Origin of the sequence: Streptomyces lydicus (genome assembly GCF_000717345.1) — a bacterium.
GTDB lineage: Bacteria > Actinomycetota > Actinomycetes > Streptomycetales > Streptomycetaceae > Streptomyces > Streptomyces lydicus.
This window is the reverse complement of sequence record NZ_JNZA01000038.1, coordinates 15314-31806: the sequence shown is the minus strand read 5'-3', so window position 1 is coordinate 31806 and position 16493 is coordinate 15314. Positions and strand designations below refer to the sequence as shown.

At 66.6% G+C, this 16493-nt stretch carries 13 protein-coding genes, 3 tRNA genes and 1 pseudogene; 6 read left to right on the top strand and 11 right to left on the bottom strand.

Annotated features, from left to right (window positions below):
* Positions 1-83 precede the first annotated feature (83 nt).
* Positions 84-1142 carry a GlxA family transcriptional regulator gene (locus tag OO62_RS29290; RefSeq protein WP_228332491.1) on the bottom strand — a complete coding sequence of 353 codons (1059 nt, stop codon included), beginning with the start codon at positions 1140-1142 and terminating at the stop codon, positions 84-86.
* A 71-nt stretch (positions 1143-1213) separates the two neighbouring features.
* Here OO62_RS29290 and OO62_RS29285 point away from each other — a divergent pair, with 71 nt between their 5' ends.
* Entirely contained in the window at positions 1214-2005 is a 792-nt protein-coding gene (locus tag OO62_RS29285; protein ID WP_033270648.1) for an NAD(P)H-dependent oxidoreductase, read from the top strand.
* A 66-nt stretch (positions 2006-2071) separates the two neighbouring features.
* On the opposite strand, the gene OO62_RS29280 is transcribed toward OO62_RS29285, so the two are convergent.
* The 5 genes from OO62_RS29280 to OO62_RS29260 form a co-directional block, all read right to left on the bottom strand.
* Positions 2072-2145: transfer RNA gene (locus OO62_RS29280), tRNA-Met, on the bottom strand.
* A gap of 53 nt (positions 2146-2198) precedes the next feature.
* Entirely contained in the window at positions 2199-2606 is a 408-nt protein-coding gene (locus tag OO62_RS29275; RefSeq protein ID WP_033270647.1) for a DUF4186 domain-containing protein, read from the bottom strand.
* A 155-nt stretch (positions 2607-2761) separates the two neighbouring features.
* Positions 2762-3703, bottom strand: coding sequence for a hypothetical protein (locus OO62_RS29270; protein ID WP_033270646.1), 942 nt, complete (start codon positions 3701-3703; stop codon positions 2762-2764).
* Positions 3700-4056: a PadR family transcriptional regulator gene (locus OO62_RS29265; protein ID WP_033270645.1), complete on the bottom strand. Its 357-nt coding sequence runs from the start codon at positions 4054-4056 to the stop codon at positions 3700-3702. The genes OO62_RS29270 and OO62_RS29265 overlap by 4 nt, the downstream gene beginning before the upstream one ends.
* Before the next feature lie 777 nt (positions 4057-4833).
* Complete coding sequence (locus OO62_RS29260; protein WP_228332653.1) at positions 4834-5382, bottom strand: 2'-5' RNA ligase family protein; 549 nt, start codon at positions 5380-5382, stop codon at positions 4834-4836.
* 336 nt (positions 5383-5718) lie between these two features.
* Between OO62_RS29260 and OO62_RS41905 the strand changes: the two are divergent.
* Together OO62_RS41905 and OO62_RS29255 are read left to right on the top strand one after the other, a co-directional pair.
* Positions 5719-5889: pseudogene (locus OO62_RS41905) on the top strand (site-specific integrase); the annotation flags it as partial.
* Between the two features lie 1575 nt (positions 5890-7464).
* The gene (locus OO62_RS29255) at positions 7465-7998 is read left to right on the top strand and encodes an NUDIX hydrolase (RefSeq protein ID WP_033270643.1); all 534 of its coding nucleotides are present in this window, start codon (positions 7465-7467) and stop codon (positions 7996-7998) included.
* Between the two features lie 10 nt (positions 7999-8008).
* Here the strand turns inward: OO62_RS29255 and OO62_RS29250 are convergent, their stop codons facing one another.
* Entirely contained in the window at positions 8009-9331 is a 1323-nt protein-coding gene (locus tag OO62_RS29250) for an NsdA family TPR-like regulatory protein (RefSeq protein WP_033270642.1), read from the bottom strand.
* Positions 9332-9417: 86 nt separating this feature from the next.
* On the opposite strand from OO62_RS29250, the gene OO62_RS29245 reads away from it, so the two are divergent.
* Together OO62_RS29245 and OO62_RS29240 are read left to right on the top strand one after the other, a co-directional pair.
* Positions 9418-9903 (top strand): hypothetical protein, encoded by a 486-nt coding sequence (locus tag OO62_RS29245; protein WP_228332490.1) that lies wholly within the window; start codon positions 9418-9420, stop codon positions 9901-9903.
* A 505-nt stretch (positions 9904-10408) separates the two neighbouring features.
* Positions 10409-11017 carry a hypothetical protein gene (locus OO62_RS29240; RefSeq protein WP_129322991.1) on the top strand — a complete coding sequence of 203 codons (609 nt, stop codon included), beginning with the start codon at positions 10409-10411 and terminating at the stop codon, positions 11015-11017.
* Between the two features lie 1467 nt (positions 11018-12484).
* On the opposite strand, the gene OO62_RS39730 is transcribed toward OO62_RS29240, so the two are convergent.
* On the bottom strand, positions 12485-13939 hold the full coding sequence (locus OO62_RS39730; RefSeq protein ID WP_129322990.1) for a hypothetical protein: 1455 nt from the start codon (positions 13937-13939) through the stop codon (positions 12485-12487).
* Positions 13936-14502 (bottom strand): hypothetical protein, encoded by a 567-nt coding sequence (locus OO62_RS29235; protein ID WP_033270641.1) that lies wholly within the window; start codon positions 14500-14502, stop codon positions 13936-13938. Before OO62_RS29235 ends, OO62_RS39730 begins: the two co-directional genes overlap by 4 nt.
* Positions 14503-14873: 371 nt before the next feature.
* On the opposite strand from OO62_RS29235, the gene OO62_RS29230 reads away from it, so the two are divergent.
* A complete protein-coding gene (locus OO62_RS29230; RefSeq protein WP_078617413.1) occupies positions 14874-15479 on the top strand; it encodes a site-specific integrase in 606 nt (201 codons plus the stop codon).
* A gap of 100 nt (positions 15480-15579) precedes the next feature.
* On the opposite strand, the gene OO62_RS29225 is transcribed toward OO62_RS29230, so the two are convergent.
* Both OO62_RS29225 and OO62_RS29215 read right to left on the bottom strand, forming a co-directional pair.
* Positions 15580-15652: transfer RNA gene (locus OO62_RS29225), tRNA-Arg, on the bottom strand.
* 528 nt (positions 15653-16180) lie between these two features.
* Positions 16181-16271, bottom strand: a tRNA-Ser gene (locus OO62_RS29215).
* Between the last annotated feature and the right edge of the window lie 222 nt (positions 16272-16493).

Here is a 16493-nt window from a genome sequence, read left to right as displayed (position 1 = left end):
ACATCGCCAGCGTACGACCACCCACTGACAACGCCCCGCCGACCAGCAGCCCCCTGCGGGCCGCCCCCAAATCCAGCCCGTCCCTAAGCTCCCAGCCCCAGGCTCTCCCCCACAGCCCCCCGGAACGTGCTCCGGTAGGCCCGCGGCGACACCCCCAGCGCCGACTGCAGATGCTGGCGCAGCGAGGCCGCCGTCCCGAAGCCCGCCTCGGCCGCGATCCGGTCCACCGTCAGGTCCGTCTCCTCCAGCAACTGCCGTGCGTGCTCGATCCGTTGCTGGGTCAGCCACTGGAGCGGCGAGATCCCGACCTCCTCCCGGAACCGCCGGGTGAAGGTCCGCACGCTCATCGATTCCCGCGCCGCCAGCTCCCGCAGGGACAGCGGCCGGTCCAGGTGCTGAAGCGCCCAGGCCCGTGCCGCACCCGTCGACGACACCTGCGGCTCGGCCATCGGCCGCCGTACGTACTGCGCCTGGCCGCCCTCCCGGTGCGGCGGCACGACCGTCCGCCGCGCCACGTCGTTGGCCACCGCCGCCCCGTGATCGCACCGCACCATGTGCAGGCACAGGTCGATCCCCGAGGCGACCCCGGCGGCCGTCAGCACGTCCCCCTCATCCGTGTACAGCACGTCCGCGTCCAGCTCGACCCTCGGGAACAGCCGCCGGAAGTCGTCCACCGAGCGCCAGTGCGTCGTGGCCCGCCGCCCGTCCAGCAGCCCGGCCGCGGCCAGCACGAACGCCCCGGTGCAGATCGACGCGATCCGCGTCCCCGGCCGGATCCGCCGTAGCGCGTCGGCCATCCCCTCGCTCAGCAGGCCGGCGCACCGTTCCTCGCCCAGGTCGTAGTCGCTGCCGGAGGCCGGTACGACCACGGTGTCGGCCGCCGCCAGCGCCTCCGGGCCGTGCGCCACATTCACCGTGAAGTCGGTGTCCGTACGCACCTCGCCGGGCCGCAACGCGCAGGTCACCAGCTCGTACAGCCGCTCCCCGGACGCCGCCCTGGCCTCGCCGAAGATCCGGTGCACGATGCCCACCTCGATCGGCAGCATCCCGTCCCGCACCAGGACCGCGACCCGGTGCCGGCGCCCGGCGCCTCCGGGCAGTCCGCTTCCGTTCACACCGCCGGTTCCGCTCACACCACCCATGGCCCGATCCTTGCACACTATGGCCATCCGGCCACTCGTCCCGCCTCAGCACCCCGGCCGACAGTGGAGGCATGAAGGTCCTCTGGCTGTTCGCCCACCCCGACCAGCGCTCCCTGAGCGGTGCCCTCAAAAACGAAGGTCTGCGCCTCCTGGAAGCCCACGGCCACCAGCACCAGGTCTCCGATCTGTACGCCATGAAGTGGAACCCGGTGGTCGACGCCGCCGACTACGACCACGACCCGGCCGACCGCTTCCTGGTGGGCGCCGCCTCCGAACGCGCCTATACAGGCGGCCACTTGAGCCCCGACATCGAGGCCGAACAGCAGAAGCTCACCTGGGCGGACACCCTGATCGTGCAGTTCCCCCTCTGGTGGTACGGAATGCCGGCCATCCTCAAGGGCTGGTTCGACCGCGTCTTCATCAAGGGCTTCGCGTTCGGCCTCACCGACCCCGCCAGCGGCCGGCCCCGCCGCTACGGCGACGGCAGGCTCACCGGCAAGCGCGCCATGGTCATCACCACCGCCGGCGCCCGCGCCGCGACCCTCGGCCCGCGCGGCGTCAACGGCGAGCTCAACGATCTCCTCTTCCCCCTCCAGCACGGCACCCTCTGGTACACCGGGATGTCCGTCCTCCCGCCCCTCCTGATCCCCGGCGCGGACCGCACCACCCCCACCGCCTACGCGACCGCCGCCACCCGCCTACGCGACCGCCTCCTCACCCTCCCCACCACCACCCCACTCCCCTTCCGCCACCAGAACACCGGCGACTACGACGACGACCTCCTCCTCAGCCCCCACCTCACCGCGGCCCCCACCGGCCCCGCCGCCCACTACACCGCCCCACCACCCGCCACCCACATCTGACCCCTGCCGCAAACACAAAAAAGCCGTAGGCCCAGCGGACAAAGTCCACTGGGCCTACGGCGTCAGTAGCGGGGACAGGATTTGAACCTGCGACCTCTGGGTTATGAGCCCAGCGAGCTACCGAGCTGCTCCACCCCGCGTCGGTTCCCCGAACACTACGCGACTCCCGCGCCAACGCCTAATCGCTTTCCCGTCACCCTTCGGCCGGGCCCCTGCCGGCTCCCCCCGAGGAGCCCCCCAGCTCACGCTCGATCCAGCGACAGATCACCTTCACCACGTAGGCGCGCTCCGCACGGCTCAGCTCCCGCCCCTTGGGAATCCCGTGCCACCGCTGGAGACAGGTACGGCAGCAGGTAGCGGTCGCGTGCTGGGCCACGAACACCGGATGCCCCCGGTAGGGCGTCTGCTTGCCGTCCTTGTACGGCTCGGCGGGCGCCAGCCGCTTGGCAATGAGGTCGTAGGCGTGCCACCGCATCGTGGACGGCCCACCCAGCTCGGCCGTGGCTCGCTCACGCCCCCGCAGATGAAACTTCGCACGAAACGGATGCCGCGCAATGACATCGAGCCGCTGGTCGAGCGCATCAGGCGTGGCGTCAGACATCACAAATTTCCCGGAGAAGAAGTTCCCTCCCGATCGTATGACCCCGCCCCCGCCACCGCCGAGCCGTGCCGCTGTCCCGCAGGCGGGGACAGTGCACAGCCCGGGGCTACGGAAGCGCCGCCGTACGGTCAGCTCGGCCGAGGGCCCCGAACCCGCTACGCCGCGCTCGGCGGTGCGGCCCGCACGCGGCGCCGGTGGGCACGGAGGAGGGACACCGCGCTGCTGAGCACCACCAGGAGCAGGGCGACCGCACCCACCGGGGAGAGCGGATACAGCAGGGGCACCGTGCTCTGCAGAACGCCGGGGAACACCGCCACCGCCAGCCCCGCGGCGAGCAACCGGTCACGCCCGCTGAGGAGCAGCGCGACCGCGAGAACCCCGGCCCAGAGCGCCTGGGTGGTGCGGGGGCCGCCCAGCGGCACCGGCTGATAGACGTTGAATAGCTGCGCCGCCCACAGCAGGACCGCCAAGGCGGTGGTGCCCACGATCGCACCGTGTCGCGCCCCGGGGGAGCCGAGCAGATCCCTGGGCGCGGCGAGGACGACGGCGCCGGTGAGCAACGGCACGGCCAGGTGCAGCACCCCGCTCGGGTGGAGAGCACCAGTACCGGCGGGGTGGGCGGCCAGGAGCAGCGGGAGGTCGACCATCCGCAGCAGCGTCGCCGGCACGACCAGGGCCCGGGCCACCGTCCAGCGCCCCGTCCAGACGGCCGCGAGCGCCGCCAGCCAGAGCAGCGGCATGAGGCCCTGGTTGACCAGGACGAGCACACCCGGGAGCGAGGACGACGGGAGGATCTTGTTGCCGGGCGCGAAGAGCCACAACAGGTTCGCCACGCTGCCGCCCGCCGCGACGGCGACAGCCAGCGGGGCCGCCTGCGCCAGGACCTGACCGGCCATCCGATCGGAGCCCAGTCCGGTGCGCCGCCGCAGGCCGTGACCGGCGACGTCGAACGCCTCACGCAGTCGGCCGAGCGGGCCGGCGTCCTGCGTCGCCTGCACATAGATCGCACTCAACTCGGCTTCGTGCTCGGCGCGGTAGGCGGCCGGATGAAAGCGCAACGCCCAGCGGAGAAGGCGCGAACTGTCCTGCTGCGTCATGCCAGGGCTCCCTTCGGGCGGGTGACGGGGACGCGACGGGCGGCCAACCGGCGCTCCGCCTCGGCCACCACGGCACGCAGCCGCTCCGTCTCAGCGGCCAGCACGCCCCGGCCGGCCTCGGCGAGGGCGTAAACCTTGCGCGCCCGGCCGTCCACGACCTCCTCCCGCTCGACCCGGATCAGCCCTTGCTGAAGCAGCCGGTCCAGCGCGCCGTAAAGGGTGCCGGTGCGCATCCGCACGCGCCCCTGAGAGATCGCGTCGATCTCCTGGATCAGTCCATAGCCATGCCTGGGCTCATCGGCCAACGCCGTGAGCAGGAGCAACGTCGGCTCCTGAAGTGGTCGGTCACTCATGACACCTATATATATCGGTGACCGACATATCCTGTCGAGCGATCCGTCAGTTCCACCGACCGCTGCACGTGGACCGGTCAAGGCCGCCGGCGCAACGGCACCGGCTGCCCGGTTGCCGGCCCATGAGTCAACCGAGGCCGTGGAACCCGCCCTTCGGTCCGTACGGGTGGCTGCCGATCATGGGCGGTTGCTGGGGTTGCGGGGGTTGCAGTACTTCACTGCTGTACGCCAATCGACGCCACGGCTTGTGGGCGCGTGCGCGGGCTCGGCTCGTTGAGTACGCGCGGGCGTACACCACCTCGGCGCGTAAGCACCGTTGTTGATCGGGGGCGGAAAGTAGTTACGGACGGTGGATGCGGAGGTACCTCCGTCAGCGGCTCCAACTCACCTGAGTGAGGGGGGCCGTGATGGCCACCGCCACCGGCTGGGCGGCCGCAACCAATGCAAGTGGCTCCGGCCGCCTCGGCTGTACCCCCGGCGAGGTTCCGTGACGCGAAATCGAACCGCTAGCTGGGGTTCCGGTGCTTCCTTGCCGTACCGCAACAAGGCACCCGTCACTCGCCCTTGGCGCCGGCCCGTTGTCAGTGCCGCTTGCTAGTTTGCCTGGTGGAGTGAGACCGGTCAGAGAACCTTCGAGGTCCGCGGTCAAGGGGGGTGGGCACAAAGGTCCCCGGGAGCCACCTCGGGACTATGTTGCCAGGCCGTGGATCCCCACCCCCCTCATCCTCCTTGAGGGAAACGGCCGGCACCGCCTGATGCCCAACACGCTTTCCGGGCCTACGGCGAGCCCTCGGACGCCCCCCAGCAATCCTGCGGTCGCCGGACCTCGCCCGTGCCCAGCGCGATCACGGCCCGCGGCCGCATGGACCCCTCGCCGCCTCGGGAGAGCAGGACCACCTCCTCGACCACCGCCGACAGCGTGCCGAGCCGGACAGCGCACTCGACAGCCAGGCGCTTCGGCTCCTGGGTACGACCGAGGGACAGATGCGGGGTGAAGCGGCCGTCGCGCCCGTGGCAGAGCGGGAACCGCAGCCCCAGCTCCCGATAGAGACGGGCCCACGGCGCTGGGTCCGCCGCAGCCGGATCGAGCCACAACGTCGCGTAGTGCCGGTGCCGGAAGTACCGCACTCCGGCCAGGCGTGCCGTGAACGCCGTGCTCCGCGCCGCCCCGGCGGAGAGCAGCGGCACGGCCCGCGCGAACGCCTCCTCCGGCACAAAGCCGAACAGCAGATTCACATGCGGCGGCCACCGCCGCACCTGCGGATCGTGCTCCCAGCGGATGTCCTGAATCACCGGCCAGAGCTTCCGCGGCGGCAGCCATGCCACCGCAGTCCGGGCCGTCGGCGCCACCTCAAGCGCATCTACCGGCTCGGCCCCGCCGAAAACCGGATTTCCGTTCACATGGCCATGGTCCCAAATCGAACTCGAAAACCGTCCGAAGCCGCTCCAACGGGGCGCGCGCCGAGGTTCGGCCTGTCACTCGGCTCCGCCCACCGGTCGCCCTCACCCCCGTCCTGAGGATCACGGCACGCCCTGCCGAGCGCTTTCCCGCCCGACCCATCGGGCGCGGCCGGTGCAGCTGTCAGCGTGCCGCCCGTGAGGTCGTACGGCTCCCAGCTCGTCGGTGACGCGACCTCAGCCGGTGCCGGCACCTTCGCCTCGGACGGCCTCGTCTTCACGACGAAGTACGGGACACCGATCGAGCCGGGAAACCTGACGCGGATGTTCGCACTGCGGGCTCGCCGGGCCGGCCTTCGGGACATCCCGCTGCGGAACACGCGGCACACCTGCAGCTCGCTCCTGGTCGCCCTCGGCGTCCATCCGAAGTTCGCTCACGGCACGACAAAGCCCCCGTCCGGATTACCCGGCGGGGGCTTTGGCCTGCTGTGCGCTCGGCAGGATTCGAACCTGCAACCTTCTGATCCGTAGCTTTGGGCAGGTCAGCGCAGTACCGCTGCCCGGGTCCATCGCACCTGTACCGCTGCCTGTTCCTGACGGTCGCTGTGTGCCGTCGTTGCCGTCAGGGTTGCCGTCACTACCCAGCCATTCGCCCACATCCACGTCACCCCAAACCGCCGAAGCCGCCTCCCGGCCACCCCACCCGTGGAGGGAAAATGCCCGCCACCAAGCGTTCTGCAACACCATTTAGACCGTGTCCTATGTGGTGAGGCGGACGTGGCGTCGACCGGAAACGCGAAGCCCAACCTCGAAGGAGTTCCTACGCCCTCGCCCAGCAGCAGGATCTCAAGCGCATGGCCCGCAGCATCAGCAGGGTACTGACACATCCGGTGCGCCCTTCGACGCCTCCACATAACTCAAGCCGGAGGCCGAGAGAAGGAATCAGGTCATGCCCAATCCCAGGAATGGCCTGAAAAGGTAGCCAAGACCGCCAGCGAACAGGCAGAAATAAGCCAGTCCACCATTCCCGGTTCACCCTCCGGCGGCACCAGCAGTAGGACCGCTGAGACCGCTGAGGTGAAGACGAAAGACACCGAGTACACGACCGCCAAATACAGTCCAGAGAAGCCCCAGACTCAGGGACGGTCTGCGCCGACACGTGGCCAACTTCCCAAGTAGGCGAGAACGTTGCCTCGATTCCATCGCAGCCCATCCCGGGCGGTATCGCGTCCGTCCGCTAGCGCGCCCGGTCGAACTCCCGGTCTGTATCCGCCAATTGCCGATGCGCTGGAGTGTTAACATTACCGACGCACCGGCCGGGGGTCGGTGTTCGACCAAAGAAGGGGGACCTCATGCGCAAGACATCATTGCGTCGCCTGGCTAGCGCCACCGGGGTACTGGTAGCGGCTGCTGCTCTTCCGCTCGTTACAAGCGCTCCTGCGCACGCCGCACCTATAGATTGCGAGCGTGTTGTTCAAAAGGCTGGTTACAAGGCCGGGCCGAAGGTGCAGGAGGCCTGTCGTGTGGCGGACACGCCAAACGCTGGCTTTACTATGTGCGTCCTCCAACTGACGCAGATTGGCGTCAACCCGATGGTAGCCTCGACCGCCTGCCTATCCATCTAGCCAAGCCGCGGACCGGGCACCTCTTGGCTTAGCACAGGCTGGTCGCTCTCGTAAGTAACCCGGTCCGGACACCACGGGGACTGCGGGTGCCCTTGCGGCGGTTCTTGTACGCCTTCGAGTGTGGCCGTGGGGGCGGGTGTGAAGGATCACGCCCGGCCCCACCTACGTTTTCCCATCCCCTACGGGGGGCCGCGCCGCAGGACGAAGTCCGGAGGAGCGGCACCAAGCCAACAACACCTCGCCCGCCGCTGGCGGCACACCAACGCCTTCCCCTTCGGGTGGGACGGGCACTTCATCGCCAGCCCTCCCCTCTACCGCCTGGCTCCGCACAGCCATCGCGCCTCGTCTGAGATGCTGGGGCCATCTGGCGAGAGGGGCGGCATTAATGCAGTGGAAGACCCATGGCGAACGGCAGATCTACACGAACCAGTGGGTGAATCTGTGCCTCGTGGATGTCCAGCAGCCGGACGGACGCCGTTGGGAGCACCATGTCGTCCGACTCCGTCACTTGGCCGTGGCTGCCGTACTCAATGATCGTCGCGAAATCCTGATGATGTGGCGCCACCGCTTCATCACCGACTCCTGGGCGTGGGAGCTGCCCATGGGCCTCATAGAGCCGGGGGAGACGCCCGAGCAGGCAGCATCGCGTGAGGTTCTCGAAGAGACCGGCTGGCGTCCAGGTCCGTTGAAGCCGCTGATCTATGCGGAGCCGGCGAACGGGATCACGGACTCGCAGCACCACGTCTTCCGGGCCGACAGCGCGACCTACGTCGGGCCTCCGACCGAGAAGAACGAATCCGACCGCATCGAGTGGGTTCCGCTCGCCGAAGCACGCGCCATGATCGACCGCCGGGAGGTCGTGAGCAGCGGTTCGCTCGTGGGTCTGCTCTACGTGCTGATGGATGATGCGGCTCGCTGACTCAGCTAACTCAGGTGGGGAGCACTTCTCTGAGGCGTGCCTCGAAGGCCGTGGTGACGGGCTCTCCCCGGTACGGAGTCAGCTGTCCGTAGAACTCTCTGAGGTGGCCGGCCAGCCGTTCGGAAGCGACCGCTGAGGCGGGCTCCAGAGCTTCTGTAGCGGTGTGGCATGCCTGGTCGAGCTTGCCCTGCTGCAGTTGGGTGCGGGCCAGCCAGATTGCGTGGAAGGCGCGTCCCCGCTGGTTGGTGCCGTGCTCTCTGCGCACGGCGTCAGCAATCAGGGGTTCAGCCGCTGCTGCTTCGCCGAGCTGGCCGTGTGCGATGCCGGTGTCCACGATGAGCTTGGGCTCGTCGAAGTAGGACACCCAGGTGGGGTCCGGGTCGTCCGTGCGGATCAGTTCGAACTGGCGGTGCGCTTCGGAGATCGCCGTGTGGGTGGCGGCCCGGCTGCCCAGTGAGGCGTGCGCAAACGCCTCTCGCATGGCCAACATCGACTGGACGCGCGGAGTCGATCCGGCGCCGCCGCGGACTGCATCTTGCGCGGCCTGCACGAAGGCCAGAGCGTCCGTGGGCTTCTCCTGGTACGTCGCCTGCAAGCTCATGCAGGCAAGGACGTTGGCCATGAACTGCCGGTCGTCGATTTCCTTGGCAAGCTTCAGGGCTTGCGTGAAATAGGCGCGGGCCTGGTTGTACTGGCGGGCGTCGAAGTGCGTCCAGCCGGTGAGGCGGGCAAGTTCCGGCGCGACCCCGTACAAGTCGTCCTTGATGGACCGGGACCTGCTCGTGCCCAACAGGTCCACGACGTACCGAAGTTGCCCAACCACTGCTGGTCTGAGGACCTCTCCCCCGTGCTGATCGTCGCGGCGCCAGTAGTCCTCGATCGATGCCCGCAACGCTTGCAGGGTGGAAAGGCTCGGATCGGTCGGCGAAGTGAGGGCGAGGATGTTGTCCACGTCGGATCCGGGGAGATCCACGGGCTTGAGCTGTTCTGTCGCCGCGGGTGGCTGAGCCGGCTCTCGCTCGATCACGGTGAGGGCCGCGGGTGTCTCCCAGGTCCGCCGGGCCAACCCGAGCATGTGACCGGGGATGTGCAACCCATCCGCGATGCGTTCGATCACTTCCATGTGCTGCAAACGGCGTTCGCCGGCCATCACCTCCCCCACGCGGCTCGGGGTGAGGTCGCACAGGCGGGCAATCATCGACGGGTAAATGCCGGCGTGCTTCTTCACCAGCCGGAAAACCCTGCTGAAGTCCCGGACTCGGCAGGCATCGACCATCTCAGGATCAGTGAGCAGCCGACCGGGAAGCTCTCGCGGCTGGGGCGGCTTCGGCATCAGGCAGGCTCCCGCGGTTGAAGGCTACGAGATGTCAGCACTCTAAGGCTGGTGATGTTACCCAAGTTGGGTAATCAGCTGGGCCTTTGGGCGACACCACCGTCGCCGCGAAGCTGCTGCGCATGTCCACCGGGCGACCAATTGCAATCACCTCTGACCGCTACGCCATGCGGTCTCACCGGCCCCTGCTCAGGAGGCTCGCGATGACCAGGACCAGCACTCCAGCCGTTCTCTACATCTGTGCGTCGCGTAGCCAGGATGTTCCTGGTGTGGCGCACGAGCGCGCGGTGCAGGAGGGCCGCGACTTCGCTGTCAAAAACGGCCTGCGGATCGTTGCCGAGATTGTGGATCGGTATGGCGAGCCAGTGCCGCAGAGGCGTGCCGGCTGGCTCAAGGTGCGGGAGATGGCCGAGCGCGGCGAGGTCGAGGTAGTCATCACGCGGTGGCCCAATGCTTTGTCCCCGGCCTCCGAATTCCGGCACCCGGAGTTGGATCACCTCGGGCGCCACGGTGCGCAGTTGTTCTTCAGCTGGGCGCCGTTGAACGCGATGGCCGGCGGCGGGTGCGCGTGATGAGCCGCCGTCAGACGCGTGAGGTCCGGTCGCGGGAGGGCCTGGCGCTCGTCGTGTTGGGTCTACTGGGGATGACACCGCCCGTGGTGATCGTTGGCGGTGCGCTGGAGTCTCGTAGCACTCCGCCTCCGGTCACCCGCCCGGACGTCGCCCCTGCTGCTGTCGCTGCTGCACACAGTGACGCCTCGTGCACACCTGTCGCTGCTCGGGGGTGCCTCCGTGGGGTCTAGATCAAAGCCGGGCGTGCCGGCTGACTTCCTGCCCATGGCGCGGGGTCTCACCGCTGCTGTCCTGGAGAGAGCACGGTCCCTCGTCTGCCGGAAGGCGCGCGGCCGTGAGGACTGCCTCGACTTACAGGACGCCTTGGGCTTGCTGCGCTCGGCGTTGGAATGCTGCGGCCCGCGTGAACATGGGCGACCGGCTGAGGGTCCCGGTCAGGTGCAGGTTGAGCTCGATGGTGAGGGGTTCGGTAGTGGCTGAGTACCCAGGGCGTAGGCCGTCCTTGGTGCCCTACGTTGCCTCATGGTCCGCGGAGCTCGCCGACCATGAAGACCAGTTGCTGATCCGTTGGGATGCGAAGGGACCGAAGCTTGGCTACCGCAACGAGCGCCCGGCCGATCGCGTCGGTCGGGACCAGGTGCTGTGGGGGCGGATGGCACACCGGCCTGAGGTAGGCCGGCCCCAGTACGACTACATGCACCCTGGGCGCCAGTACCAGGCCATGTACGCGATGAAGTGCCAGGTCTGCGGCGCTCAAGCGTCAAGGAACGCGGACGGTTGGCTGTTCCTGGACTGGCGCATGCCCCACGACCGGGCTACCTGGCCGGAGCGTTCTTTGACGGGGATGCCGCCGCTGTGCGAACAGCACGCGCGTTTGGCCGCAGCCGAGTGTCCCCACTTGCGGAAGGCGGAGTTCGTCGTCCTGAGGGTCCGAACGCCTCGCCTGTGGGGGTACTCCGGCACTCCGTACAAGCTCACCGGCGAGGGCTGGACCGTGCACGAGCACAATGCCCTTCTGCCCTGTGGCGACCCGCTGTTGCGCTCGGTGCTCGCTACGTGCCTCTACCGCGAACTGCGCGATGTCACCGTCGTCAGCGAAGGGCTTGCTGGCTGATCGCCTCGCCGGAGATATCGGCACAACAACTGAGACCGGACCGCCCCCTGAGCCTGGCAGCACGCGGGCGGTCCGGTCGGGGAGTTCATGATCAGAACCCCGGTGCCGATGGTACCGGGGCTGTTGTCGTGCTCACTGCGGCCGGCCCTCACGAGCAGATGACGAGAGGGAGTTGTGGACCTTGTGGAACGGGCGGCGCGGGCGGACAGCAGGTCAAGGTGCGTTCCTGGGCCTCAGCCACAGACAGTCAGCCACGATGCGCCCGCGCTGTGACGAGCATCCGCCATGTGTGCACCTGCGCCCTATCCGGCCTGTACCACGCTGCTCTGTTCTGCCGTGGGGCGCAGACGTGCTGTCACTGCGGAATCGGCTGTTCGGGACCGCTGGTCGCTTGCGCCTGGTCGAGGAGGATGACAGGTCGCAGTCGGAGCGTCGGCCAGGTGGTGCTGCTTCTGGCTGGGCGGATTGCTGCCCGGTCTGGTCGGCCTGGCTTCGGGCCTGCGCGCTGAGCGGTGGGGGGCCGCCGGGAGCGGTGGCGGAGACAAGGAGCGACGGCGGCCCCTGGCCGCCAGCGCGCGCGGCCCGCGGAGCGGGCCGCCTTGATCCAGTAAAGAAACTTTGAACAGCACGGCTGCGCTCCGCCTCGCCGCTGCTGCTGCTGCTGCTGCTGCGAAGCGTCCCGCGGCTGCTCCCTCACTCATGCCGCTCGCACCCCTGCTTGCCTTGGACCGCGCAGATCTATGGGGCTTCGTCTCGCTGATCGCCGGACTCCGTCCACAGGCCTTCTGGCAGAGAGTTCGCGTGTCCGAGATGGTGTCCGACAGGGGTGTTGGACTTGTCGAGAAGGGCCGGGATTTTGGCACGGAACGCCGGACTGGGGAAATCCGGGATCGGCTGGTGTCGTGATGGCTGGTCAGGACGCTTGGCGGGGTGGGCTGAAGAAGTGGAGGCAGGTGCCGGTGAGCGGTGAGCGGGTCCGCCGGATGGGACGCCGGTGTGGTTCGTTTCCCGCAGGACGGGATGGCGGAACGGGCTGGACCGCAGGGCGGGAATCGCTCCAGCGTCTCTGCCGCCTCGTCTGCAAGGTGGTGCCAGTTGCCTGCACGGTTCCTCTGCCCAGGCGCAGGCCCATGGTGAACGTGGCCGTGCTTTCCACGCCTACCAGGGGCTTACCAGGGCGGTCGTGCCGCTTCCGTTACCGCGGCACGCGGATTTGGTAAGCGGGTCGGTAAGGGCACTGGGGCTGACTGGGTGGAAGCGAAATGACGCACACGACGAGGATGGGCACGATGAACGGGACTGAACTGAAGACCTCGGCGGCTCCACATGAACCGGACGCACTCACCCTGATCCGGGAATTGAGTGCGATGGCGGACCGTCTTGGTGGAGAAGTACGGGCGACACGGGAAGACGTGGCACAGCTGCGTGAGGACCAGGGGCCAGCCTAGACGCCTGCACAGGCAAGGTTCAGTTCGATTCGCCAGTGATGCGTTCCACTTTCCCATCCTTCCACCAGGGGAGACTCCCTCCCACAGTCACGAAAGCGCTGAGATCTTCGAGTGTCTTTTGCGAGGATTGATACAGGAGATCCAGCCCCAGATAAGCAAGCAGATGTGGACTGAGAGGCACTCCTACCGCATCCACCACTGAACGATCAAAGTCGATCTCCACATTATCGCGTGAATTGGGCAGCTTGAGTTCCACCGAGATCACCCGGGCCAATTTGCCGAGCGCCCTTGAAAGCGCACTCATATCTGTTGAGTCGCGCAACCCATCAGTAGTGCTGCTCTTGATGTGCGTCTTACTTCCCGGGGAAGTGAACTCGATGCCCTCGATTCCATACCGATCTAGTCGCTGCTCGATCTCCAACCATTGTGGCGCACGCCCAACGTCGCTGCGATGTGCCGTCTTACGCCTATCGTCAACGAATCGTAGATCGATTTCAGAGCAACGCATACGGAGCTGGGATTCTTGGATATGCCAATACGGCGGCGCCTCTGGATCGTCGAATAGATCGAATTCAATTCGATCGAGCGCTACCCCCTTCGTCTTGATGCGATCCAAATTTGCGTTCACTAGTAGATTGAGGTTCGAGTTCGCCGGCCAGGACTCAAGGTCCTGAAGAATACCAAGGCTGAGACTTTCACCCAGATTCCTCCAGAATTCGATACTGGAGATCTCCTCTAGAGAGAGCAGGAATGGAAGGATCGCGATAAGTTCGTCAGGGGATAGGGCGGTCCTTGACTCCAGCGTACCGGGAAATTCGCCAACCTCCCCACCCTGACTGACCCAAAGAACTTGCATCACCCGCTCGATGCGGGCAGAGAACCCGCGCGCGAAGTGGTTGTTCATCACACGTACGGTTTTGCCCACCTCGGCTGCGTTGAGATTCGCAAGAGCCGAATCCGCACGCGAAACAGCTCGCTGAACCTCGTTTGCCGATTCTCCGACCAGGTACCCCTTGCCGCCCTGAAGGAGGGACGACTTGAGCATCTGCGTTACTGGTGTGCGGGAAGCCTCGCTGGAAATCTTTTCGAGGGTGCTGGCGCTGGAAAGCAGGCAATCTTCATACTCGGCTGCGATCATCTCGGCTTGCCCACTGTGCGCACCGGACCCGGAAATTGAGATGAAAGCAGGTGACTCTTCGCGCAGACTTAGAAGATCTCGTTGGATCAGGGGTTCATCGACATTAAACCGCAGGTACACATCTCGCGTAGGCCTCTCACTTCCAGACCCCCATGTGAGGACGAAATCCGGCACGAAGGTGTGGTTGAAGTAGTCCGTGGACTTGATCTCCGTTTTGGGATCCAGCGCTTGCAATTCGCGAGCCATGACGTGCTTGACGTCCCGGATTGCGATTTCGGGGGAAGGTTGGTGCAATGCGTTTTGGATCTGCGAGTTAACATTCTGCACGACCTTCACACCCCCCGGGTGATGTAAGCACGAATATGACCCAGGTACTCGCGATTCATCATCAGTTCTTCCTGCCTCTCGGACAGGACGATGAGCCAAAGCCTGTCGGCTACTTTCTTGCCGATTTCAGGATCGTAATGCTCGCCGCCAAGCTTGTTCGGGTACTGCTTGACCGCTTCCTCTATCGTTTCGGTGTCGCAAAGCTTGGTCCACGCCCCCATAGAGAACGGATGCCATGTGATCCACATGAATTCGCATTCTCTATCTATGCCATCTTTGATCATCTTGGCTGTGGCGGAGTAGCAGTCAGTCAGGTACTCACGATACTTAGGGCCTTGGTTATCGCTGTTGTAAGCCTTGACTTCGGCATAAAACTGGTTCTTCTTCTCATTGGTAAAGTAGCCAGCTAGATCCCAGGACTCATGGGCACCATTGAGTAGGGTGAGTGTCGTCATCTGCGGTGCCTCATAGACCACCCACGGTGCGTGGACACGCGTGGTGCTCTCCAGCCACTCGCGAGCGAAATAGGCGCCATCACGCCCCTTCTCCTGCTGCTGCTCTCCTGCCGCCATGGGATCAAGGTATTGGCGGATCTGGCGTGTTGTCACCAGAACGTCAGACCTACTCACTCAACGTGACGCACTGGCCTGGGGTGTTCGCACCGTCTAGCCTCGCGGGGCATGGACACCGCCTGCCGGCGAATGGGCGGCCGAGCGTCGGCGCGATACCTGAACTGCCGGACAGCCCTAGGACTGGTTGCGCTCCGCCTTCAGCGCGTCTACTTCCTTGCGCAAGTCCTGGAATTCCGCGTTGAGGGTGCGGAGTTGGTCTTGCAGGGCATGTAGGGCTTCAGTGACGGGCCGGGTGGCTTGACCATCCTCCCGGATCCGCCTCCACCTTCTGCGGCGGTCCGCCTTTCACCCTCGCCGCCTCGGCGACGCCGCTGTGGGCCGCGTACGAACTCGGGGTCCGCATCGGGCTGCGACGCGGTGAGGTGCTGGGCCTGCGCTGGTCAGACGTGGACCTGTACGAGGGTGTCGTGACCGTCCGGCAGGCTCTTCAGCGGGTCGGTGGGGAGCTGCTGAGCGTTGCGCCGAAGACGCAACGCTCGGCCCGTCGCGTCGCGCTGCCGTCCGAGTGTGTGACGGCTCTCCGCGCCCAGCAGATCGCCGACAGGAAGGCGGCGGGAGACGCCTGGAAGGGAGCGGGGCACGACCTGGTCTTCACCACGAAGAACGGGACCCCCATCGAGCCGCGCAACCTGAACCGTTCCTTCGAGGCTCTGTGCGCCCGCGCGGAGGTCCGCAGGGTCCGCTTTCATGACCTGCGTCACACGTGCGCGTCACTGCTCCATGAGCAGGGCGCCGATGCCCGCATGATCATGGAAGTCCTGGGCCACAGCTCGATCCGCGTGACCATGGACATCTACACCTTCGTGCGGCTCGACTCCCAGCGCTCCGCCTTCGACCGTATGGGGGAAGCGCTGAGGGGTGACGGCAACCCGTCGGACGATGACGACGGCCCGGCCGGCATCCGGGTGCCCATCTGATCCACCCGCACCAGTCCTCAGGGGCGGTTGCCGTCAATCACTGCCGTCAACAGAAGCACCAGAGGCCCCGTTCGATTCGAACGGGGCCTCTGGCCTGCTGTGCGCTCGGCAGGATTCGAACCTGCAACCTTCTGATCCGTAGTCAGATGCTCTATCCGTTAAGCTACGAGCGCTTGGCTTTCCGGCGGTTTTTCTTGCCGGTCGGCGTTGCGGGAACAACATTACATGACCTGCGCCGTCAGGCGAAATCCATTGCCCGTAGCGGCTCTGACCTGCGGAAACGTGGTTTTGGTGGGAGTCGGGAGCCTCGGGAGTCCGGGGGTGGGGCTCGGCGGTCCGGGTGAAGTTCGGGCGGGTGCAGTGCTCTTCGGGGCGACCACGGGGCTTCGGCCCTGATGTTGCCGAGGGGATGTGGGGGCGGGCGTCGAGTTCGAGGGTGGGGGCGGCGGGCCGGGATGTGACGCGGACCACTTTGAGAGCCTTCGGAGCGACGCTCGGCGCACCCGGCGACGTGAGGGGCGGGGGCTGGATCCGGAGCGGATGGTGAGCGCCTCGCGGGCGGGGGCCAGGATGCTAGGCGCGGGGGTGTTTGGGTTTGTGGGGGTGTGTCCGGTTTTGGGGGGTGTTGTAGAGGCCGTGTATGCGCGCCGGGAAAGCGTTCAGGCCCCGGTCGCGGGGACCGGGGCCTGAACGAAGAGGAGCGGAGGCGGAGGGATTTGAACCCTCGATGGGGGGTAAGCCCCAAACCGCATTAGCAGTGCGGCGCCATAGACCGGACTAGGCGACGCCTCCACACACCCCACGCGCGCATGCACGCCGTGGTGTGTCCAGATGATGGCACAGCTCCAAGGGCTGTCACCAATCGCCCCCTACGGTACTAGGCGCGTGGCCCACCCGGCAAAGACGTTCCTGCGGCGCAACGTCGGGGGCGGCGGCGCGTTAGGAGAGTCGGGGCCGGCGCGGCAGAGGTGTCGTGCGCCCCCGGCGTGTACGTACCGCGTACCCGCCCCGCAC